Source organism: Tenacibaculum litopenaei (assembly GCF_964514025.1).
Lineage (GTDB): Bacteria > Bacteroidota > Bacteroidia > Flavobacteriales > Flavobacteriaceae > Polaribacter > Polaribacter litopenaei.
Genome location: NZ_CAZEQT010000007.1, coordinates 89,658 through 111,522, shown reverse-complemented (window position 1 = coordinate 111,522; position 21,865 = coordinate 89,658). Strand labels below are relative to the sequence as shown.

18 protein-coding genes and 1 riboswitch are annotated in these 21,865 nt (G+C 37.9%); of the genes, 14 read left to right on the top strand and 4 right to left on the bottom strand.

What is annotated here, in order from left to right:
* Positions 1-36 precede the first annotated feature (36 nt).
* On the bottom strand, positions 37-2,376 hold the full coding sequence (locus tag ACKTS5_RS15105) for a TonB-dependent siderophore receptor (protein WP_408044729.1): 2,340 nt from the start codon (positions 2,374-2,376) through the stop codon (positions 37-39).
* 92 nt (positions 2,377-2,468) lie between these two features.
* Positions 2,469-2,656: riboswitch (cobalamin riboswitch) on the bottom strand.
* 106 nt (positions 2,657-2,762) lie between these two features.
* On the opposite strand from ACKTS5_RS15105, the gene ACKTS5_RS15100 reads away from it, so the two are divergent.
* From ACKTS5_RS15100 to folE, 7 genes are all read left to right on the top strand, one after another.
* Entirely contained in the window at positions 2,763-3,281 is a 519-nt protein-coding gene (locus ACKTS5_RS15100; RefSeq protein WP_408044728.1) for a GNAT family N-acetyltransferase, read from the top strand.
* Positions 3,282-3,291: 10 nt separating this feature from the next.
* Positions 3,292-3,945 carry a hypothetical protein gene (locus ACKTS5_RS15095; RefSeq protein WP_408044727.1) on the top strand — a complete coding sequence of 218 codons (654 nt, stop codon included), beginning with the start codon at positions 3,292-3,294 and terminating at the stop codon, positions 3,943-3,945.
* A gap of 184 nt (positions 3,946-4,129) precedes the next feature.
* Entirely contained in the window at positions 4,130-4,831 is a 702-nt protein-coding gene (locus ACKTS5_RS15090; protein ID WP_408044726.1) for an ABC transporter ATP-binding protein, read from the top strand.
* A 4-nt stretch (positions 4,832-4,835) separates the two neighbouring features.
* Positions 4,836-6,245, top strand: a complete 1,410-nt coding sequence (locus ACKTS5_RS15085; protein WP_408044725.1) for a DUF3526 domain-containing protein — start codon at positions 4,836-4,838, stop codon at positions 6,243-6,245.
* Positions 6,242-7,564, top strand: coding sequence for a hypothetical protein (locus tag ACKTS5_RS15080; protein ID WP_408044724.1), 1,323 nt, complete (start codon positions 6,242-6,244; stop codon positions 7,562-7,564). Before ACKTS5_RS15085 ends, ACKTS5_RS15080 begins: the two co-directional genes overlap by 4 nt.
* Complete coding sequence (locus ACKTS5_RS15075) at positions 7,554-7,958, top strand: MerC domain-containing protein (RefSeq protein WP_408044723.1); 405 nt, start codon at positions 7,554-7,556, stop codon at positions 7,956-7,958. The genes ACKTS5_RS15080 and ACKTS5_RS15075 overlap by 11 nt, the downstream gene beginning before the upstream one ends.
* Positions 7,959-7,972: 14 nt before the next feature.
* Complete coding sequence (gene folE, locus ACKTS5_RS15070; protein ID WP_408044722.1) at positions 7,973-8,629, top strand: GTP cyclohydrolase I FolE; 657 nt, start codon at positions 7,973-7,975, stop codon at positions 8,627-8,629.
* A gap of 1,876 nt (positions 8,630-10,505) precedes the next feature.
* Here folE and ACKTS5_RS15065 read toward each other — a convergent pair.
* Positions 10,506-13,391 (bottom strand): T9SS type A sorting domain-containing protein, encoded by a 2,886-nt coding sequence (locus ACKTS5_RS15065; RefSeq protein WP_408044721.1) that lies wholly within the window; start codon positions 13,389-13,391, stop codon positions 10,506-10,508.
* Between the two features lie 194 nt (positions 13,392-13,585).
* Here ACKTS5_RS15065 and ACKTS5_RS15060 point away from each other — a divergent pair, with 194 nt between their 5' ends.
* From ACKTS5_RS15060 to ACKTS5_RS15050, 3 genes are all read left to right on the top strand, one after another.
* Positions 13,586-15,241 (top strand): tetratricopeptide repeat protein, encoded by a 1,656-nt coding sequence (locus tag ACKTS5_RS15060; RefSeq protein WP_408044720.1) that lies wholly within the window; start codon positions 13,586-13,588, stop codon positions 15,239-15,241.
* A gap of 249 nt (positions 15,242-15,490) precedes the next feature.
* Positions 15,491-16,099: a hypothetical protein gene (locus tag ACKTS5_RS15055; RefSeq protein ID WP_408044719.1), complete on the top strand. Its 609-nt coding sequence runs from the start codon at positions 15,491-15,493 to the stop codon at positions 16,097-16,099.
* A 102-nt stretch (positions 16,100-16,201) separates the two neighbouring features.
* Complete coding sequence (locus tag ACKTS5_RS15050; RefSeq protein ID WP_408044718.1) at positions 16,202-16,570, top strand: hypothetical protein; 369 nt, start codon at positions 16,202-16,204, stop codon at positions 16,568-16,570.
* Positions 16,571-16,615: 45 nt separating this feature from the next.
* On the opposite strand, the gene ACKTS5_RS15045 is transcribed toward ACKTS5_RS15050, so the two are convergent.
* Both ACKTS5_RS15045 and ACKTS5_RS15040 read right to left on the bottom strand, forming a co-directional pair.
* Positions 16,616-16,768: a hypothetical protein gene (locus ACKTS5_RS15045; protein WP_408044717.1), complete on the bottom strand. Its 153-nt coding sequence runs from the start codon at positions 16,766-16,768 to the stop codon at positions 16,616-16,618.
* Positions 16,769-16,932: 164 nt separating this feature from the next.
* The gene (locus ACKTS5_RS15040; RefSeq protein ID WP_408044716.1) at positions 16,933-17,154 is read right to left on the bottom strand and encodes a hypothetical protein; all 222 of its coding nucleotides are present in this window, start codon (positions 17,152-17,154) and stop codon (positions 16,933-16,935) included.
* 495 nt (positions 17,155-17,649) lie between these two features.
* On the opposite strand from ACKTS5_RS15040, the gene ACKTS5_RS15035 reads away from it, so the two are divergent.
* The 4 genes from ACKTS5_RS15035 (at position 17,650) to ACKTS5_RS15020 (ending at position 21,865) form a co-directional block, all read left to right on the top strand.
* Positions 17,650-18,405 carry a response regulator transcription factor gene (locus tag ACKTS5_RS15035; RefSeq protein ID WP_408044715.1) on the top strand — a complete coding sequence of 252 codons (756 nt, stop codon included), beginning with the start codon at positions 17,650-17,652 and terminating at the stop codon, positions 18,403-18,405.
* A gap of 106 nt (positions 18,406-18,511) precedes the next feature.
* Positions 18,512-19,270, top strand: coding sequence for a response regulator transcription factor (locus ACKTS5_RS15030; RefSeq protein WP_408044714.1), 759 nt, complete (start codon positions 18,512-18,514; stop codon positions 19,268-19,270).
* Between the two features lie 1,083 nt (positions 19,271-20,353).
* Positions 20,354-21,322, top strand: a complete 969-nt coding sequence (locus tag ACKTS5_RS15025) for a hypothetical protein (protein WP_408044713.1) — start codon at positions 20,354-20,356, stop codon at positions 21,320-21,322.
* 6 nt (positions 21,323-21,328) lie between these two features.
* Complete coding sequence (locus ACKTS5_RS15020) at positions 21,329-21,865, top strand: hypothetical protein (protein WP_408044712.1); 537 nt, start codon at positions 21,329-21,331, stop codon at positions 21,863-21,865.

Genomic DNA, 21,865 nt, shown 5'->3' with positions numbered 1-21,865 from the left:
AAAAAGAGTGCCCTCGACAAGGGAGGGCACTTCGGTTTATAATTTATAAGCTAATGATATTCTGAAATTACGACCTTGTCCTACAAAGAACTGACGATCGTAAATAGCATCTGTGTAATACAGTGTATTGGCAAGGTTGTTAATGTTTACTCCTATGCGCACGCGTTTGGCTTGATAGTAGATAGTTCCGTCTAGGGTAGTATAGGCCGGAAGCGTAAAAGTATTGCTCGAGTTGGTGAAATTACTACTCACGTAGTTTCCTCCAAATCCGAGTCCGATACCGTGCAAAGCTCGCGATTGGAACTCGTAGTTGGCCCAGAAATTAGCACTGTGTTTCGGAGCAAAACGCAGTGAGTTACCGGGAGCTACACGTTGTAATTGAGGGTTGTATGACCGTACCTTTGCATCGACAAAAGCATATCCTGCTTTTAGGTAGAATCCAGGAACAGGCTGTGTTTCAATATCTAATTCAACTCCTTTAGAATCGGCTTCTCCAATTTGTTGGTAATCATTGACACTCGTTCGTTCAACAATGTTATTTTTAAGTAGGTAGTAGGTTGATATGGTTGCGGAAAAACGTTGGTTTTTCTGATACTTAACACCACCTTCTATTTGGTATCCCTTTTCCGGATCAAAAACAACACCATTGGGAGCTACTCTTCGAGAAGGTTTAAAATAATTAGAATACGAAGCAAAAAAGCTCAGCGCATCAGGAATGGGTTGGTAAACAACTCCCGCGCGATAGGTAAAGGCAGTTGATGGGATCGTGGTGCGCGTTCCTGAAGTAAGCACAACGCGATCCTTGTTGAGTTCATCTCTGTAGTAGGTTCCATCAAAAATATCATAACGCAAACCTATCATGGCTTTAAAGTGCTCTGAAAAACTGATGGCATCTTGTAGGTAAAAACCACTGACAAATTCTTCCTTAACATCTACTTTGTCGTCAACAGCTTCGATATGTCCTTGGTTTAATACGGGGTTTTGAACAGAAATGGTCGTAAACGTACCAGGGCCAATCACCTTACCTCTAAAGGTTTTTCTATCCAAAAAACTCAAAGAATTTCCGAGTAATAGTTGGTGTTTTATACTACCCGTTGTGGCTTGAAAACTATAATCGAGCTGATTTTGTAATGTTTTTGTTTGATGATTAAAATAGAAAGGAAAATCTCTTTTAATAGCGTCTTTAGTAGCGTTTAATACTAAGAATTCTGTAGAGAGGTAATCAATATCGTCACTTGCATAGGACAAAAGGTTGGTAAGTTTTGATGTTTCAGAAAACTCATGCGTGTATTTTAATTGAGCGTCGTAGCGTTTGTGTTTGAGATAATCCTGCGGATCGTTATAACGTGTTTTTGGATCCAAGCCAGGTACTAGTGAACCGTCGTCGTCCATCGGAATTCCCGTATCAGTGTCGTATTGGTCGTCATTGACTTGTAAGTAAAAATCCAAACGATCTTTAGAGCTCGGAGTATAGGTCAAAGCAAAAGATCCGTTGTTGGTAGCCACGCCGTAGTCTCGCCACCCTTGGCTTCTGGTCAAGCCAAAGTCTGTTCGGTATCGGAGTTCAGGAGAAATGGAACCTCCAAAACCAGCACTCATGGTATAACTTTTATAGCTACCATAGCTAATAGTAAAGTTACCAGTATCGTGAAGGGTTGGTTTTTTTCGAACGATGTTGATAATTCCTCCTAGCGCTGAGTGTCCGTATAGTACACTTGCAGGGCCCTTTAAAACTTCGATACGAGCAACGTTGGCAAGGTTAGTACTTGGAGCACTTGTCGATATATTATGACGCTCATCACGCACTCCGTCTAGCAATAAAACAAAATTGTTAAATCCGCGAATTCGGAAGGTTTGAAAACCGCCGTAACGATTAATAGGTCGAACTCCAGTGGCACTTTTTACCGCCGTTCCTAAATCGTCCACTCCGCGTTGAAGGAGCAATCGTTGATCGACGCTGTTGGTAGTAACGGGAGCATCGATATCTTTAATAGGAAGTTTTCCTACAGCCAGAACAGCAGGCTTCATTAATTGTTTCCTAGCGTCGATTTGCACCTCGTCCAAAGCGATGACTTCTTTTTGTAGAAAAAGAATAAATGGCTCAGAACTTGACAATGACGCAATGTTCTTTACTACGGTTTCATAGCCGATTTTTGAAAATTGAACAGTTTTAGTTTTAGTAGGTACTTGAAGCTGAAAATGGCCATTGGCATCGGTATGGGTACCTTTGCGTACATTTTTAAAGGCTACAGTGACATTGGAAATGGTTTTTCCGGTTTTCAGGTCTTTTACGGTTCCTGAAATTGTAGTGTATGATTGCGCATTGGCAACAATAGCCAACAGCATAAATACACTGCATAATACAAATTTTTTCATCTGCTGAAAAATGAGTTTTAAGCAGGTAATGTGCAGAAAATACTACGATGAGTAGTTGCATATTTTCTAACCCTTTACCCGAGAGTTACTAATAAAATTATGAATTGTTGGCAGGTCTCCTGACTCGGTTCCGAACAATCGCCTTCCCACTAATGTTAGCAGTGACTTAATTGATTGCTCGTTGTAAATAAACCTCACAGTTGCGGGAACAGTTTTGGATTTTCACCAAATTCCCTTTTAATTTTTACCAGCGTAAAAAACCAAAAATCGGGCGTAAAAGTAAGGATTTCACAGAAATGACCAAGTTGTGTGTAATTTTAATTAGGAGAAAAGTAAGTACAGGCTTGAAGGCTTTGAATATGAGAGATTTTTTTTAAGTTTACCTGATGAGTAACTTAGAACCTATAGAATTTGAATTTCATCCTGCAGACGAGGAAGCTCTGGATGAGGTACTTGCACTGTTTAAAGAAACAGCATTGAAAATTCAAGCTAAAAATGTGGACCATTGGCAGTATTGGATTCATCCTCCTATTGAAAAAATTGCCTGGGTCAAAGAAGGCTTGTCTCGAGGAGAGTACTATTTTATCCGAGATCTCCATGAGAAAACCATCGGTATGGTTAGAATCATGGAAAAAGATGAATACTATTGGGGATTGCGAGATGACCAAGCATTTTACGTACATTCTTTGGTAATCAAAGAAGCCTATAACGGTCGTGGACTGGGGGCTTTAGTATTGCAAAAAATTGCAATAAAAGCTCGAGCAAAAGACTGCGAGTTTTTGCGTCTTGATGCCGTAGCCACTAATGTGAAACTGTGTCGTTTTTACGAAAGTTTAGGATTTGTAAAAGTCGGTGTAAAGAAAGTCCCTTTATCGTCGAATAATTTATACCAATTACCATTGTAAAAAGTATCCTATGATAAGTGAATTAAATAAAAAGTTGACTGAAAAATTAAGACGTGATCTTATTGAAATGGAGCATCGCGTAGCTGGATTGACGAGTTCCTATCAACCTATACAAAAAGCATTGTCTCTCTACAATGAGTACGACCTGGAAACCTATAAACGAGAAGTCGAAAGTGATTTGTTGCGAGCCATTCCATATTGGAAAACCATGCAGTTGCAAGATGCTACTACCTACGATGCCATTTTATTTGAGTATAGCGATCAGGAGCTACCACCATTCGAAAGTTTTTCGTTCGGCCTTTATAATATGAGAGATTATAAATTAACTATTGACCCTCACTATTATGAGTATGCAGAATTTGGTAAATGGAATGTCGGATACGGTGTGTCTTTAGATCCTTTTGCGGTATGTGCTCCATTCCATGTTGAGGCCGTGGAAGAAGAAGATGTATATGATAAAATGCATTATGAAGATGAAAATTCAGGAGTGAAAGAATTGAATTTATGGGCTGATGCAGCTGTGAAAAAAATACTAAATGAGGTATTCGCTGCTGCTGATGCACAGGGATTGTTTGATGATTTGCAACTGAGAAAAGGAGGTGCATTTATGTATAATGTGCACGATGTAGGAAGTGTTCAAGATCCTTTCTATCTAAAACAATAGGGTTCAATATTACCACGCGTTTTTTAAAACATAAGAAAGGAATAAATTCAGGATACTGTTGAAGCTGTGCTTGGCGTACTTTTGAAATAGCTTACTAAATTTATTTGTTAAATTGAAAGCAACCTATATGCATTAATAGCTTTCTTTATTATATTTGCCACACTGTTGCAATAATTGAATTTCAATGATACAAATAAAACAAGTAAGTAAGTCGTTTAAAGGGCATACTGCAGTAAACAATTTGAATTTACAAATTGAGCAAGGTGAAATTCTCGGACTGTTAGGAGCTAACGGAGCTGGGAAATCAACGACGATCAATATGTTATTGGGGTTTTTACAACCTGATACCGGAAGTATCACGGTACAAAATTTAGATACGGTAAAAGATACTGCCAAGGTGAGGAAACTCATAGGATATATACCAGAAAATGTCAATTTATATCCTTATTTAACGGGAGTTGAAAACCTGGATTATTTCTGTAGGCTAGCAGGAATCTCTTACAGTAAAAAAGAACTCAAAGATTTTTTATTGACCTGTGGATTGCAGGAGGAAGCACATAGTCAAAAAGTGGCAGGGTATTCGAAGGGAATGCGTCAAAAAGTAGGGATTGCCATAGCCTACGCGAAAAAAGCAGAAGTTTATTTGTTAGACGAGCCGGCGAGCGGATTAGACCCGTTGGCGAGTAATGAACTTTCAGAGTTATTGAAAAAACTGGCTTCAGAAGGAGCCGCAATTTTAATGGCTTCACACGATATTTTTAGAGTACGAGAGGTGTGCAACCGCATTGGGATATTGAAAAAAGGAGTACTTGTTAAACAGTTGTCTTCAGCAGAGGTTAGCGCCAATGAACTGGAACAATTGTACTTGGAGTTTATGAAAAATTAGGGCTATGTGGACAATTTTAAAGAATGAAAGTTGGGCCCTAAGCCGTAACAAAGCACTTTGGGCAGTGAGTATTGGATTTGTACTTGTCCTGTGCAGTGCGTTGTATTTAGGAGCAGCGCAAATGGCGCAAGAACGAGCGTCTTTTGAACAAGCCAAAGCTCATGTTCGTGGACAATGGGAAGCCTTAAAAGAAATGAATCCTCATGGGGCAGCTCATTTCGGAACCTTTGTGTTTAAACCGAGTAATGCCTTGAGTAGTTTGGACGAGGGGGTACATAGTGTCCTCGGAAATGTCATTCGTGTTGAAGGTCATGTTCAGAATGAAATGGTTCATTCTGAAGCCTCACAAATGATGGCAGCTTCTAAGTTTGGCAAGTTAAAGAGTGCGCTATTACTACAGTATGTATTACCCTTATTACTGATTTTTTTAGCATTTCACAGTATTAGTAGTGAAAAGCAAAGCGGACGTCTTAAGCTATTATTACTTCAAGGAGCAAGCCCTAGAGCATTGGTCCTGGCGAAAACCCTGGTAGTTTGGCTATATGGAGTTTTGCTGTTGCTGTTAGTTATGCTTGCGTATACCTTGCTAAATTATCAGGAATTGACCTTAGAAATTTTGGGAAGAGGGGCCTTGTTTTTTGCGAGTTATACCTTGTATTATTTTGTGTTAAGCGGACTTGGTGTATACAGTTCGTTGAAGTGGCAAAATGCAACAGTGGCGTTGACATCTCTTCTGGGAATATGGATGATTTGGACGTTGTTTATGCCTAGTATTGCGATGAGCATTGTCGATAAACTGAACCCCTTACCCAGCAGAGCAGCTTTTCAAACAGCGATGAAAACAGATAGAGCCAAAGGAATTGATGGTCATAATCCATCAGATGCACGAGGACTTGAATTGAAACAACGCGTATTAAAGCAATACGGGGTCGATTCCATAGCACAGCTTCCCATTAACTTTGATGGGCTGCGAATGCAAGCTGATGAAGAGTACGGAAACAAGGTATGGGATAAACACTTTGGGAATTTGAGAAAAGTACAAGCCAGACAGAAACGCAATTATCAGTGGATGGGGGGCTTAAATCCCTTTCTTTCTTTGCAAAATGCGAGTATGGGAGTTGTCGGAAGCGACAATTTACATCACCAAGAGTTTTTGTTACAAGTTGAGCACTATCGCCGAAAACTCATCAAAGCCTTGAATGATGAACACGCTTATGGTGGTTCTAAATCAGGTGATTGGGGATGGAAGGCAAGCAATGCCTTTTATAAAAGTATAGAAGACTTTAAATACGAACCAACGACTTTTTCGTCCGTTTGGAACTACTATAAAAGCGATTTAGGTTTTCTGTGTTTTTGGTCTATTGGAATTCTAGTATTACTCCTTAGAGGAGCCAAAAAAATGCAAGTAATATGAGTGGGGTAAAGATATTTTTATTTGAATGGAAGCACTTTGTGAAAAATCCGTTTAAAATAGTGGCAGTACTATTGTTTGTTATTGCTGGGCTTTACGGATTGCATAATGGAGCGAGTCTGTTTCAGGAGCAACAAGGAGAGATTAATGATATTCAGGCTAAAGCGGACCAAGCAAGAGCTGAAATTATTGCTTATTACGACGCTGGCAAGAAAGGTCCTCAAGAACGTCCTTGGGTCGATGTGACAAATCCCTATTGGGCTATTTGGTACACCTCAGTATACGCCTTTAAATCTCCTTCACCAGCCATGGTATACAGCATAGGACAGGCAGAGCAATTTGGGTATTATAAAAGAGTGAGTTTTAGAAGTAGTCCTTACGATTCGGATATGGCAGAGGAAATCGCAAACCCAGAGCGTTTGCAGGCCGGAACTCTAGATTTTGCCTTTGTATTACTCTACCTTTTACCGGTAGTATTGCTCGTATTGACTTATAATTTAAAAAGTTACGAAAGTGAACAAGGTTTTTGGTCATTAGTAGTAGTACAACATACGTCTCATTATAATTGGTTATTATCTAGGTTTGCGTTTTACGTACTAGTCACTAGCAGCGTTGTACTGCTACTTTTTATCTACGGAGGCTTTTTGACAGGAGTGTTCAGTTTGGTTCCTGATGCTGCAATGAAGTTCTTCGGAATGAGTATGCTCTATTTGATGCTTTGGGCGAGTGTGTTTTTTGTGATCGTTGCAAAAGGACGTCGAATCTTAAGCAATAGTTTATTGATGATCGGGGTGTATTTATTGTTGTGTTTTATTGTCCCAGGGGCAGTACATCAGCAGTTGAGTGTTGAAAAACCACGCAATCTAATGACGGATTATATCGATGCGACACGTGATAAAAAATCAGCGCTTTACGAAAAATCTTCGGAAGAGTTGAGCTCGGCGCTGTATCGACAATTCCCATCCTTGGCGACAACTCCTGTAGCTAAAGACTCTGTAAAGTCAAAGCGATTATTACGAAGAGCACTGGTTGGGTTAACCAATGAAGTGATGAAGGAGAGTATGCAACCTTTTGAGCGAGAAAGCGAAGAGAAAAATCAATTGATAGCTAGTAGTTTTTGGTACAATCCAGTAGGTTTTTTCCAGAATAGCTTTAACGAACAATCAAAAACTCATTACGTCAATTACAAGGCATATAGAGAAACCATTCAATCAGCAATTGATTTACAAATTAAGGTATTGTTAAAAGAACTTTATAACGATGTAGAAGTAACTAAAAAACAATATCAAGACTATCTTAAGCAATTTAATCATGATTCATAAACTAACCAAGAAATCAGATTCTTTAGGGGTAATGGCTGGCGGACTTTGCCTAGTTCATTGTATAGTAACCCCCTTATTATTTTTAATTCAACCAATGGCAAATTCAAGTGATGACGCTTTTAGCTGGTGGAAAAGTATGGATTATATTTTTCTGTTAATTTCATTGATTGCCGTATTTAATTCTGCTAAATCAACGCCGAAAGCATGGGTGAAAATTGGGCTTTGGACCGCTTGGCTCGCACTGACTGCCGCAGTGATTAATGAAAAGTTAGCCTACTTTGAATGGACGGAGTTTGCAGTCTATATTCCTGCCTTGAGTTTGGTGGTTTTACACATCTACAATAGCAGGTATTGTACCTGTGGAGGTGCAGCTTGTCAGTCAAATACTAAGTAATAAAGGAGTCAGATATGGATAAAGAACAGTTTGAAAATATAGGAGATAATCATATTGGTACCAATGTAGAGACGCCTTTAAGACCAGATGCTTTTGAGAAGTCAGACAGCGAAAAAATAGAAGCTATCCAAGGGCATTTTGCTAAAATTATGGAAGAGTTAGGGCTGGATCTAACCGATGATAGCTTATCAGGTACTCCGTATCGGGTAGCAAAAATGTATGTCAAAGAATTATTCTATGGGCTCAACCCCATGAACAAACCGAAAGCTTCGACTTTTGAAAACAAATATGGGTACCACCGAATGCTCATTGAACGTGATATCAATATCGATTCGGCCTGTGAACATCATTTTTTGCCAATAATTGGAAAAGCACATATGGGTTACGTTCCTAAAGAACGAGTTATAGGCTTGTCAAAAATAAACAGGTTGGTTGACTATTACGCGCACCGTCCTCAGGTTCAGGAGCGCTTGTGTCTTCAAATACTAAAAGACTTACAGGAGTTATTGCATACGGATGATGTGATTGTCGTGGTAGAGGCGGCACATCTCTGTGTTTCTTCCAGGGGTATAAAAGATAAAAATAGTACTACGATAACCTTAGAATACGGAGGCTGTTTTGCCGACGATGCGAAACGCAAAGAATTTCTGGACCAGGTTATAAAAGCATAAAACATAAATATTGGGGAGTTATTTTCAATAAGGCAGATGAGGTATGGGAACTGAATCTGCCTTACTCTTTTGTAACCAGTGCATCCAAGAAAAGACATGGTTCATCATTAGAATATACATTCACTACTTTTATACGATAATGCCTTTTTAACGTTTTTAGAAAGTGCTATTTTGCTTAAAACAAGCATTTTGCAATGTTATGTCCCTACATTATTTTGTAACCAGTACATTCAAGAATAGGCATAGTTCATCATTAGAATATACATTCAAAACTATTATACGACAATGCCTTTTTGATGTTTTGAAAAAGTACGATTTTATTTATAACAATTATTTTGCAATGTTATGTCCCTACTTTATTTTGTAACCAGTACATTCAAGAATAGGCATAGTTCATCATTAGAATATACATTCGCTACTATTATACGACAATGCCTTTTTGATGTTTTGTAAAGTATAATTTTACTTGAAAACAAGGCTTTTGTGAGGTTATGACGCTACTTTATTTTGTAACCAGCGTATTCAAGAATAGGCATAGTTCATCATTAGAATATACATTCGCTACTATTATACAATAATGCCTTTTTAACGTTTTGAAAAAAGTACGATTTTATTTATAACAAGTCTTTTGTGATGTTATGATTCTATTTTTTTTGTAACCAGTACATTCAAGAAAAGGCATAGTTCATCATTAGAATATACATTCAGAACTATTATACAATAATGCCTTTTTAACGTTTTTAGAAAGTACGATTTAATTTATAACAAGCCATTTACAATGTTATATCTCTACTTTATTTTGTAACCAGCGTATTCAAGAATAGGCATAGTTCATCATTAGAATATACATTCAGAACTATTATACGATAATGCCTTTTTGACGTTTTGAAAAAGTACGATTTTACTTAAAACAAGCCTTTTGCTATGTTATAACGCTACTTTATTTGGTAACCAGTACATTTAAGAATAGGCATAGTTTATCATTAGAATATACATTGACTTAAATTATTTGATAGCCACATTTTGACGTTTTGAAAAAGTACGATTTTATTTATAACAAGTATTTTGCAATGTTATGTCCCTACTTTATTTTGTAACCAATACATTCAAAAAAAGGTATAGTTCATCATTAGAATATACATTCATTACTATTATACAACAATGCCTTTTTGACGTTTTGTAAGGTACAATTTTACTTAAAAACAAGCCTTTTACAAAGTTATGTCTCTACATTATTTTGTAACCAGCACATTCAAGAATAGGCATAGTTTATCATTAGGATATACATTGCCTTAAATTATTTGATAGCCACATTTTGACGTTTTGAAAAAGTACGATTTTACTTAAAACAAGCGTTTTGCAATGTTATAACCCTACTTTATTTTGTAACCAGTAACATTCAAGAATAGGCATAGTTTATCATTAGAATATACATTTACTAACATTGTATGGAAATCTTCTTTTTTGTTTTGAGAAAGTACGATTTTACTTGAAAACAAGGCTTTTGTGAGGTTATGATTCTACTTTATTTTGTAACCAGTGTATTCAAGAAAAGACATAGTTCATCATTAGAATATACATTCATTACTATTATACAACAATGCCTTATTGACGTTTTGGAAAAAGTACAATTTTACTTGAAAACAAGCCTTTTACAAAGTTATGTCCCTACTTTATTTTGTAACCGGTGCATTCAAGAATGGACATAGTTCATCATTGGTTTTTATATGCATTGACTCGCAACCTTACCTTCGTTATCTATGGTAAAATTGTTTGCATTTTTACGGAGGGCTGTTGAGCAGGGGCTGTTAAATAAGGCATCGGTCGTTTTGCGATAAAACGATCGATGCCAAGGGGAAAGGAATAAATACAACAATTAATAGACTGATTTGATGATTTTTTTGGTACCCAAATGACGCTCGTCTCTATCTATAATTTTGATAAAGTAGACACCAGGGGCTAAGTTCGAAAAGTCAATTGTTGATTTTTTTTCTGAGGAGCTGAACTGTTGTAAAAGTTTACCGTCCAATCCGAATATTTCTAGGCGATAATGACTAAGTTTACTTGTAATATGCCCAATGCCAGCAGAAGGGTTCGGGAATATTTTAAATGGAGGAGCGTCGTTAACATCCGATGTGCTCAAGGAGGTCGTAGCTACTTTACCACCGATAAGCACTGGGGTACGTATGGCTGTATTGGGAGTTATAGCCCCTAAAAAAGACTTATTGAAAGCGGCCTTTAATTCACTATTTGTTTTGTCTACATAATTGGCATCAACACAAGCTGCTCGATCGCTAAAGGCGCAGGCATTTCCATTTGTGCCTGAGTTTAGAGGTGTGTAATTGGCATCTTGTTCGTCAAAATAGGCACGAACATTGCTAAATTCTCCGAAATTAAAGGTTACTTCCTGAGGTGCGAAGAAAAACAGAGGGTCTAGCTTGGCTCCACTAATCATAGGGAAGCCCTTTCCAGGGACCTCGTCATAAATGAGTTCTGCGTCCATTACTATGTTGTTGTTAGCATTTTGAAAGGAGATATTGCCTGTGAGAAGAACGGACGATTTTGTTGGTTTTTCTGATAGCATACCAATTCCGAAACCATCGTTTTCATTGCTCAAGTGTTTAGAAGGACAACCTATAAAAATATCAATTCCAGAATTGTTAAACTTACCACCATCAACGGTTACCTGACCATTTTTAGGAAGTACTAGGCCTATAGATTTTCCTGAAAAGCCCTCTATTGTATTATTGCGCAGTGTCCAACGGTGGGTGTTTTGAAAATAGTCCAAGTCCATACCAATGACTTCAGGTTCGTCATGTACGTAATTGGGGTTTGGGTTGGTACCGTAATTCTCGATTCCAGTTCTTCCACCATAGCCCACAACTCTTGAATTCTGAATAGTGATATTGGCGCTTGTGGTAGTTTCAAACCCTACTTTACCAATATTCCATAGTTGAGTACCATCTAAAACCAAATCTAGCTGATCTTTATAATCATCAGGTAAATCATTCATCCAACTATTGGGGTCGGTAACAGTAGGGTCTGTTTTTCTGTGGAGTTCAGTATGAACATAGTAAGTTTGAACGCCTCGAGCGAAATTGTAGGCGATGTTATTTTTAAAGGGCCTGGGTTGAAGGTACCAAATATCCAGTACAAAATTCGGATATTTTTCTTTCCATTTCTTTAAAGAGGCGTGTTGTTTTGGAAATTCTGCTGCCGGAACATGGGCATCAATACTACCCCTAGCAGCACCTAATTTTTTCTCAATTAAACCATCTAGCCAATACACATAAGCATGTCCGGTAGCACCAGAAACAACATTCCCTTCTACAGTCACTCCTGTGCTGTGCAGCCAAAAGCCATCTCCTTGCCATGCGAAATCTTGACGGTGTTCTCTGATATCGGCGAGTGAAGATGTGGGGCCTCCAGACATATATGAGTCTCTTGGTCTCGGAGCAATCATAATCGGATTTTCTGGATTAATGGTACGTATCGCAATGTTTTTAATAAATGAACCCGTTTCATTTCCAGCTTCCGTATTAAAGGCTCCTCCTACCACATTGTAGCTTACGTTTTTAATAAAATGTACACGAGCAGAGTGATTTACATAGGCCCAGCCTGGATCTGAATTTACAACACAGCCCTCGACATGTGCAGGGGTTGGCAGTGGGAAAATCGGCTTGGCAGGAAAAACACTGGTGTCTAGTCCTCCCCGATGGAAGTGAATTGAATAGCGTCCTCTGGGGTTTTTACCACCATCGGTTAATGCTTTACCGGTGTTTGCAGCGGCGTTTAAGTCGGTAAAATCCCAATCGTCTACAAGAATTGATTTATCGGTTCTACCCAAATTATGAGTACTCATATATCGTAAATCTACTCGTAAATTGTGCATAAACATCAGGTGCCCACGAGGTTTTCGATAAGCACCACTGATCGAGGTAACAGAAGGATTTTCTGAAGATACCACAATGTTCCTAGTTAAATTAGCTATGTGTACTTCCAAGCTGGGAGCTTCTTTTGGAGGACGATGATCGCGTTGTAAACTAGGTGAAAAGCTAATTTTCGGACCGTTTATTTCCGTAATCGTTACCACTTCATCGCTGGCAATTTCATCTGTTTTCTGAATGGATGCATTCGTAATAGGAGTGGTACCAGCAATGACGAGTTTGTCACCTACTTTCCATCCGCTTGGAATTCCATTGACTTGAAGTTGTCCTTCTCCTTTTAGGACGGGGTGGGCGAGTGTTAACCAAGAAGTTTTAGCGCTTCCGTGCATGGTTGTCGGTCCCATTAAAATAGCTCCTGGAGCAAAACGGTCAGGGTCTAAAGTAACTGTAGTACCTCCGCGTTCTGCGAATACCAAGCTAGCTTTATTATTAACTTCAATAGGAGATCCAATTTTTCCTATTTCCAGTACGCCATTCATGGCGCTGTAAAGGTATTCAGTCCTTAGTTCCGTTGAGCTACCCGTGGCAAAGCTTAAGGTTGCGCCATTATCGATGACTACTGATTTGAATTCTTCGCTAATCTTACTGGCGATAGTAACCTGAATCCCATTTGGGATTAAAACGCGGTCATCGTTTTTTGGAAGTAACCCTCCCCAGGTATTCGGAGAAGACCATAGACCAGAACTTTGGGCACTAATTGTGGGAGTACCGGCAACAGAACGTGCACGCTGAGCATAAGACGTCGTTCTCAAAAACATTAAAATGACCACAGTAAAGACTGTAATGCGTAAAATAGGTGGTTTGTACAATTTCATAATAAGGGGGTTTTAGTAAATATTAGCTGATAACAGAAATAATCAATGGGTTAAGCAAAAATCTAAACTATGTTTTAAGGGTTAGAATTTTAAACGTTTTAATTTGTTTTTTGTTGAAAAACAGGCGTTTCAAAACGTTTCATCCCCAATATTTGTTCATGGAAATAGTATTTTAGCACCATACAACACAAATTATGAAACTAGTTATAAAGAAGCCACTTTTAGTAATAGTATGGCTTTGGTTCATTGGAAATAGTGGTTTTTCTCAACAGCTTATTTCCGAAGAAAACCTTTTACTCCAGATAGAAAATGCCTTAGAGCTCAGTGAAGCTCGCGAGTTGCTCCAAGCAGATGTGGAAACGCTACGACAAATTGTTGTGCAGAGTGAAAAACAAAACAGTGATCAGGCTTTTATCATTGCTCAAAAATGGTTGGGAGCACACTATTTGTATCAAAGAGATTTTACGAAAGCAGTGTTGCATTACCAATTAGCCTTGCAGCGATTAAGAAAGTTTCCCGAGATGCTAAAACAGCGATTTATAGTTGAAACGGGGATTACCAATGCATATATTTCCCTGGGTCGCTTTAAAGAGGCAGAAGGTCTGCAAAATAGATGGTTAGCTTTTTTGGAAAATTATCATAGTACCAATACTAAAGATTCTTTGTTTGTGATGAATTCGATTAAAACGGTCTATGTTAATAAAGGAATAATGTCTTTGCAAAGAGGAGCAGTGGATGAGGGGATTGCATTGATCACTGATGGATTGCGTAAAATAGATGACAATGTATTCCTTTCGCAGGCAGCCTATCAGGAAGTAAAACGCATTGCTATTTTTAATTTGGGAACAGCCTATTTGATGAAGGGAAATGGCAAGGCCGCTCGCCCCTATATCGTCCAATTTCTGCAGTATGTTTTAAAGAAAGGGAATGATCCTAAAGCCTTGGCGAAGAGCTATGGTAATTTGGCATATTGCGATTATCTTTTAAAGGATTTTACCACTGCCTATAAACACTATGCGAAGAGCTTAGAAATTTCAGAAAAACACGGATTTGCTCAGGTGAGCATGATTACCTATCAAGATTTATCTGCTACTTATAAGACAGAAGGAAAATGGAAAGAAGCAATGGAAAGTTTGGCAAAATATCAAGGTATTAAAGATTCTTTGCAGGGACTTGCCGTTCAGAAAAATATTAATAAGTTACGTGAAAAATTTAAGGCTGAACAAAAAGAGCAAGAGATACAGCAATTATCTCAAGAGCGAGCAAATGCCATACAGCGCCAATGGTTATTGGTTATCGGACTGTGCTTACTCGTATTGGTACTAATTTTAGGGGTAGCCTTTTTTTTAATTAAGGGAAAAATGAGGAAAAAAGAAGCCCAATTACAGGCGTTGAAAATAAAAAACCTGCATGCTGAATTGAGTTTTAAAAAGCAAGATGTAACCCGAATGGCCCTTGAGATATGTAAAAAACAAGACTTAGCGAATCAATTGTCACATAGAGTAAAAGAATTTGAGAAATTTGTGAGTACTGAGGCCAGATTGGAGTGGAGAGCCTTGGGGGCATTTATTCAGAGTCAATTACTACCGAAGGAAGAAGAGAAAATTTTCTATAAAAATATAGAGGCAATAAATCAGTCATTTTACGCTCGATTAAAATCAGAATATCCGCAATTGAGCCAGGCAGACAGAGAATTGTGTAGCTATATTCGTCTCGGCTTGTCAAACAAGGAAATAGCGACCTTTCGACACGTATCCCTCGAGGCGATTCGGTCAAGTCAGTTTCGACTTCGTAAAAAATTAGGAGTAGAGACTAAAGAAGAGGTACATGAGTTGCTAGCTTCTTTCTGATAAAATTGCAATTTTTAAAATTATTACGAGTGACTTCTGTCGTGAGTGGTAATCCCTATATTTGACCTGTACAACACTTTAAAAAGTAAGCCATTGACTTACTAAGAGTAAGTCAATGGCTTACTGTATTCAAAAAGAATGGACTATTTTTGTCCGTGAAAAACCGACCAAACCTATTTGAATATGAGTATTTTAAAAATAACCTTAGCATTGATACTATTGTTGACAACTGTGTTTAGCTGTAGTTAATTGAAAATAGTAAGACTGTTAGGGGGCTTGACGATGGTATTGAGTTGTAGTAGTACCCGCCAAATTCAAGAGCAAACATTCAATTGCACTCAAACCAAGATTAATATTCCAAGAGTGGTTCATGCGGCCAATGCTAAACTGCATTATCCGTTTATGCACATTAATGGTTTTAAAAATTGTGAGGTAATGCCTACAAAGAACCTGAAGACTGCCGATGGAAGTTGGGCCCACAAGGCCCGATTCAATGCTACCTATGCAGCATCCTATACAGGGAAAGTTTTATTCGAACGTTTTGGGATATGGACTGAAACCATCCGCTTTAAAGGTTATCATCGGCCTGTTTTGGTATGGAGAGATCTTAAATTATTTGAAGACAGTCATCAAAAGTTTAGCGTCTATGCGTTTGGACATGAGGATTCTAACGGGCGGTACAAAAAAAATGAGCTGTTTACCATCTATTCAGAGGTGGCGGTAATAACAGATCGAGGTGACGATGCTTTGCATAAAAGATCCCCATTCAGGAAAAAAATCTTGACATATTTTTTTGATGGGATTGCGAAAATTAATGATTGTAATAAGTTTTATGCGTATTATTGGGACCTGAAGTAATTATAATCACTAAAGGTTTTTTGTGGAAGACATGAAGGATGGACAAAGAACCAGCTACTGCGTATCGATCTTTACGTGAAAACTGGTGAAAATGCAGTCCAAATGCACAATCCATTGATCAGTGAAATGAGAAGTAAGAGGAATAGTATGGAAGAATTTAAAGATTTTGAAGAGACTAAAAAAGAGACGAATTTTAAGAAATGGTCGTTTAAGTTATTGGTGTATGTCATCATCATCAATTTGGTCATAGCCTATTTGGTAGCCAGATTTATGCCGTTGATTCACAATGTAGAAACGTTTAATTCACGACTACTTATACTAGGAATAGTAGCAAACGTATTGTGGCTTATTGGCTTAGTGTTAATGATCCTTTCAGTTGTCAAGAAAGAGACTAAAAATTATCAATATTATTTTTCAGTACTGGGATATCCATTGTATATCATATTTACCATGAGTAGTACCTTGCTATAAACAAAGACAAATAAAAAAGCGAACCTAGGTTCGCTTTTTTCATTTTTAGATACCGTTTGCCCAATCACACCTACATGAGTAGGGTAAGTATTTAAAACAATAGTTAGGACAGTAAATTTCTCCGCCATTACCTCCTTGAATTGTTTGTTGGGTGTTTTTGTCTAATACTTTTCCTAATGCTGAAATAGTAGTCTTCATAAATACAATGTTTGGTTGCTTGCAAAATCGTTTATAAAATCCACTAATTCTATTTTTTTTCTGTACTTAAAGTAAGGTTTTTTGATAAAAGAACCCCTCCGGAGAGGGGTGTTACTACTCGATTTTTCGAGTAAACTTAAAAACTAACGATGGCGATAGTGCCATTATTGGTAGATACTGAGTACAACAGTACCTACAACTTGTAAAACGGTTCCAAGACTAATCAAGGCAATGCCGTAACGAGAAGTTGAATTAAGTGATTTTGAAACACCCACTGAGTGTGATAATCCCGTGTTTTCGGGGAGTCGACTACTCGGAGCACCGTAGTAGAATAACAAACAGATCCCGATACAATTTATAAGCAATCCTGCAATGGTAAATAACATAATTTGAGTTGTTTTGAATCGTAATATAAATTTACGATACCACTTAGGTATAATGAATCTAAATAATGTCAAAATGAAGTAGTTGTCAGCGCTAGTAAAAGGGAAGAGTCAGTTCGTAACTGAATAGATTTGAGTAAGATAGTGTTGGTATTATTTTACTTCTATATTGTAGTATATTACCCTGTTTGTGGTCTTGAGCAGTATGAGGTAGGGAGAATTCGCTTTGTAATGTTTAAGAATAATACCGTAGATCTCACTTTAGTGGAGAACAAAGCATTACTACAAAAAAGGCTATATTTTTTAACGAGACTCTGAGGACACCTGATGGTGTATAATCGCATCCTGCCTAATCATTAGCGTTGCATCCCTACCGTGCAATAATATTGACCTACACGAGAATAAGCTACACAGAAGTCATTTTCCAAAACTACAGTTTGAATCTACACCTTTTGCTTTTGAAACTATGAATAACTCTGATTAATCTTAGTTAAATTTATGAAAGAAATTACGTTTAAAAATCGAAAAGGCACGGCGTTAGTTCAGCAAGTGTCGAATACTTTGCCTGATAAGTTAATGGAAACTGTCAATGCAATGGAGCGCATTTCTCGCTGCAATTTTGTGATTAAAAACCCTCATCAGAGAAGATTAGTGTACGTGTCAAAGAATACTGATTTATTAGGAGGAAAAACTGCAGAAGAAATTAAAAAGTTGGGACATTCCGGTTTTCAAAATTTGGTGGCAGAAAAAGATCGTGGGTTGTTACAGTTATTTTCGACCAAAGGCCATGAATTTTTTTATGCGAGAATCCCCCTTATTGATCGTATGAAATATACTGCAACAGCCGATTTTCACATTAGCAATGATGCAGGAGGTGATCAACTGATCAACATGACCTTAACACCTTTGGCATTGACTAAAACAGGGGAGATTTCCTTAACACTCATAAAATTTCAAGCGTCGAGTTCTGGAACCGTTGGTAATATAAGACTTCTAAATGAAGAAACTCGAAAAGGCTACTTCTATGATCAATACCTCGATCGGTGGTTTACCTTGGAAAAAGAACACTTGACTGCCAAAGAGCGTCAAATATTATATATGGCGTCTCGAGGATTCAATTTAAAACGCATCGGAGAAGCCTTGTACATTTCAACGCATACCGTCAAGTTCCACCGACAAAAAATATTTGAAAAATTAGCGGTGGGAACTATCGTAGCCGCAGTGACGAAATCCTATCAATTGGGCTTATTGTAAGAGCTTCCTGAACGGAAGTGTATCAAATAAAACTACTATTCGTAGTGTACTGGTTGCTGTACGCTAAAAGTTTGTTAAGGTTTAATAACGGTATAAAGAGAACATTATGAAAGAAATAGCCTTTAAAAATAATTGGGAATTAGAAGAACTTCCACTGCATACAGAACAGGATTTATCAGAAGAGTTTTTAGATTCTATCCGAGCCATGGAACGCGTTTTTGGCGCTAATTTTATCATAGAGCGCCCTCATAAACGAACCCTAGTATACGTGTCTAACAATATTTATCTACTGGGAGGAAAAACGTCTGAAGAGATTAGAGAAAGTGGTTATACTGGATTCTTGGAGTTATTGGGAACCTGTGATAAGGAATTGTTACAAGTGTTTTCCGTTAAAGGACTCGAGTACATATATACGAGAGTACCAGTCGATGAACGATTGCACTTAACAGCTTCTGTAGATGTCAAGTTACAGGGAGTGAATGGTGCATTTAACATGGTTCATATGGTACTTACGCCCCTCGAATTAGCGAAAGATGGCCGAATAGAAATGGCTTTGATGAGGTTTCATCCATCGAGTTCTGCCGTCTCTGGAAATATTCAAATTATGAATGAGCTTACCGGTAAAGGAGTTGTTTTTGACAATTCTAGAAAACAGTGGTTGCCCTTTGCTAGAATTGAATTGACGGCTAGAGAAAAACAAATTCTGTATTTAGCAGCTCGTGGCCTTAACCTTAAACAGTTGGGAGAAAATATGCATATCACGAGTCATACGGTAAAGTTTCACCGACAAAAAATATTTGAAAAGCTGGAGGTGAGTACAATTGTAGAAGCCGTTGCCAAAGCTACTCAGCAAGGGATAATTTAGCTTAAAAACTAGCCCATGGGCTAGTGGTTGATTGTGAATGAAGAATTATTTTTACTTTTTGAATAGCTAGCTAAAGCTTTTTTATAAAAAGAAATTACCGCTTTTTACTTGTCGGTACTAATCTTTAAGATAGTAGAGGGCAGTGAGGTAATGGGTGGATTAGTTTCCTTAATAGGAGGAATGCTGATCGTTTAATCCTCACAAAATACTATGAGTTTAGTAGTCCTAGACTAGAGGTGAAAAAGTTTTAGCATTTGTGAAAAATCGGGTCTCTGTGTTATTGTTTTTGTCTGATAAAGTAGTAACAAACCCTTCCAAGAAGCCTGTGTATTTTATAAATGATTGATGAATCCCAGTTTTGATGTTTCGTAAAAGGAACGAAAACTGGGATCAGTCGTTTTATGCCTTATTCTTAACAACCTCAGAATTCAGAGCACAGGGACTTTTCTGTTAAAATTTAGAGTGTATGACCGTTTCATTTCTTTAGCATCTCTTCGTCGTTTCAAGAGAAAAGTCATGGAGGACATGAGTTGATTTACAATCAATCGGAGTAAAAACTAGCCCTTGGGCTAGTGGCTATCTATTTCTCTTACTGTACTTTTACTTCAGAAATAGTTAAAATTTATGAATCCCTTGAATAGTAGTGTTGAATACCTGTAAGGTTAGTTTTCCCTCAAATGAGGTGTGCCTAAGTCACAATGTTCACAGCGTGAGTACCTGCGAAAGTTTGTAATTTAAATGGAATTGCTTTCGAGATTAAAAATGTGAAATTGTCCGCAGTGCTTTTGAGTTTTTTTGTCGATTGGGCATGCCTTGTTTTTTAAGCATTACCGCTTTAATACCTTGATTTATGAAATGAGACGCTTCATAAAAATCTACCTGGAGCCGTAAGAATTTCATGCTTTACAATGATTTATGATCAATGTTTTCAGAACTGATCGAGCGAGTTTTTTACTCGCTGGAGTGGAAACCTATTGCCTGATTTCTCCAGAAGTGCTGGAGTTGAAAGCCTTGTAAGTCGAGAATAGTGAGCTATAGCAGCTACTTATGATACCTGTAAAACCTAAATAAACAAATAAACAAATGAACAAAAAAGCAATGTACACCTGTGGAGCATTACTGCTTCTTTCCTGCACTCAAATGCTAGGACAAAGAGATGACGTAAATAACTGGCGAGTTGAAAAAACAGGAAGCTTTGAAACTAGACGCTTTTTGAGCAGTTCCCATCAACGATTTAGTCAATCTGGTCGTTTTGAAATACATGTAGATACCAACGGAGGCGGTGGAGCCACTGATGAGTTTAGAGTGTCGTCAGGAAGAGATCGAGCTAATATTTTAACGGTGAATCCTGTGGATACCAAGGTCAAATCTACGAATTTCAGCTTTGACGGAACGGGACGCTTTCGTTTAAATCTCGATAATAATGGCAATAGTACTACCGTTGATGATTTTCAAATTTATCAAGGAGCAAGTGGAGGTTCTCAGATCGTAAAACTAAATAAAAGTCAGATGAGCTTTACTACAGATCACTTCAGCTTTAAGGGAGCTAATAGCTTTTTCTTACACATTGATGCGAATAAGAACAATGCGAGTAATGATGTCTTTGCTGTCTATTATGGCAATGATGTGGCAAAACAGTTATTCCGTGTAGCGCGTGACGAAGTTCGTGTAAAAACTCCGAAGTTCATAGCGAACAATGTAAGGTTTAATGACGTTGATGCGAGTTATATAGTAGCCCGTTCTGTTCGCCTAAGCGTGTCGTCATTTCCAGATTATGTATTTAGTGATGCCTATACCTTACCAACCTTAACGGAAGTGGAATCGTTTATTAAGAAAAATAAACACTTGCCTAAAATGCCTTCAGAGAAAGAAGTGCTTGCTAAAGGAATGGATTTGAAGCAAATCAATACGCTCTTGGTTGAAAAAGTGGAGGAGTTGACCTTGTATACCATAGCGCAAGATAAGGAGTTAAAGGATCAGAAAAGAGTGTTGGAAGCTTTGAGTCAGCAGCTTAAAGAACTTCAGGAAGTGGTGAAAGCTTTAAAAAAATAAGAAGGAATGAGAAAAATCTGGAATATTTTTTTAATCTGCTTGGGGTTCGTTGTAGGAGGCCAAGCACAAACTCCAGCTACGACTACTGCGTCTTTTCAGTTTATTAAAGAAGGGGGTGGTAAGAAAGTAGCCTTGATTCACAATTTAGATACCCATAAAGCCGAATTCCATACATATAGTTTAGAACGCAGTTTGTTCACGGAAGGATATTTATTCGAGTTTTTATTAACCGAGGTACCGGGTAAAAAAGGAATGCACTACGTCATGGCGAGTAAAAGTCCTGACCTGTTATTGACCCATGATACAAGTACTGGGGAACTAAAATTCGAAAAACCTACTAGCGTTGAATTACAAAAGTATTATTGGAGGTTGCTGTTAAACGATCCTGATGATCCCCGAAAACTAGTACTAGAATTCGGGGGAAAGGAAGGTTTTGTCGTGGCACAGGAAGGCACTAAGGCCGTACTGAAAAAGCTGCCAAAGGGATTTGGAGCTAGCAAAACGCTCAGCTTAAAAGTAGAAAAACTCGAGAATCGATTATAA

What these genes read in the sequence shown, in the direction of transcription:
- ACKTS5_RS15045 (WP_408044717.1), bottom strand. Translation starts at nt 16,768, where the DNA reads ATGAAGACTACTATTTCAGCATTAGGAAAAGTATTAGACAAAAACACC.
- ACKTS5_RS15105 (WP_408044729.1), bottom strand. Translation starts at nt 2,376, where the DNA reads ATGAAAAAATTTGTATTATGCAGTGTATTTATGCTGTTGGCTATTGTT.
- ACKTS5_RS15020 (WP_408044712.1), top strand. Translation starts at nt 21,329, where the DNA reads ATGAGAAAAATCTGGAATATTTTTTTAATCTGCTTGGGGTTCGTTGTA.
- ACKTS5_RS15065 (WP_408044721.1), bottom strand. Translation starts at nt 13,391, where the DNA reads ATGAAATTGTACAAACCACCTATTTTACGCATTACAGTCTTTACTGTG.
- ACKTS5_RS15090 (WP_408044726.1), top strand. Translation starts at nt 4,130, where the DNA reads ATGATACAAATAAAACAAGTAAGTAAGTCGTTTAAAGGGCATACTGCA.
- ACKTS5_RS15035 (WP_408044715.1), top strand. Translation starts at nt 17,650, where the DNA reads ATGAAAGAAATTACGTTTAAAAATCGAAAAGGCACGGCGTTAGTTCAG.
- ACKTS5_RS15040 (WP_408044716.1), bottom strand. Translation starts at nt 17,154, where the DNA reads ATGTTATTTACCATTGCAGGATTGCTTATAAATTGTATCGGGATCTGT.
- ACKTS5_RS15060 (WP_408044720.1), top strand. Translation starts at nt 13,586, where the DNA reads ATGAAACTAGTTATAAAGAAGCCACTTTTAGTAATAGTATGGCTTTGG.
- ACKTS5_RS15080 (WP_408044724.1), top strand. Translation starts at nt 6,242, where the DNA reads ATGAGTGGGGTAAAGATATTTTTATTTGAATGGAAGCACTTTGTGAAA.
- ACKTS5_RS15100 (WP_408044728.1), top strand. Translation starts at nt 2,763, where the DNA reads ATGAGTAACTTAGAACCTATAGAATTTGAATTTCATCCTGCAGACGAG.
- ACKTS5_RS15075 (WP_408044723.1), top strand. Translation starts at nt 7,554, where the DNA reads ATGATTCATAAACTAACCAAGAAATCAGATTCTTTAGGGGTAATGGCT.
- ACKTS5_RS15025 (WP_408044713.1), top strand. Translation starts at nt 20,354, where the DNA reads ATGAACAAAAAAGCAATGTACACCTGTGGAGCATTACTGCTTCTTTCC.
- ACKTS5_RS15095 (WP_408044727.1), top strand. Translation starts at nt 3,292, where the DNA reads ATGATAAGTGAATTAAATAAAAAGTTGACTGAAAAATTAAGACGTGAT.
- ACKTS5_RS15085 (WP_408044725.1), top strand. Translation starts at nt 4,836, where the DNA reads ATGTGGACAATTTTAAAGAATGAAAGTTGGGCCCTAAGCCGTAACAAA.
- ACKTS5_RS15030 (WP_408044714.1), top strand. Translation starts at nt 18,512, where the DNA reads ATGAAAGAAATAGCCTTTAAAAATAATTGGGAATTAGAAGAACTTCCA.
- ACKTS5_RS15050 (WP_408044718.1), top strand. Translation starts at nt 16,202, where the DNA reads ATGCACAATCCATTGATCAGTGAAATGAGAAGTAAGAGGAATAGTATG.
- folE (WP_408044722.1), top strand. Translation starts at nt 7,973, where the DNA reads ATGGATAAAGAACAGTTTGAAAATATAGGAGATAATCATATTGGTACC.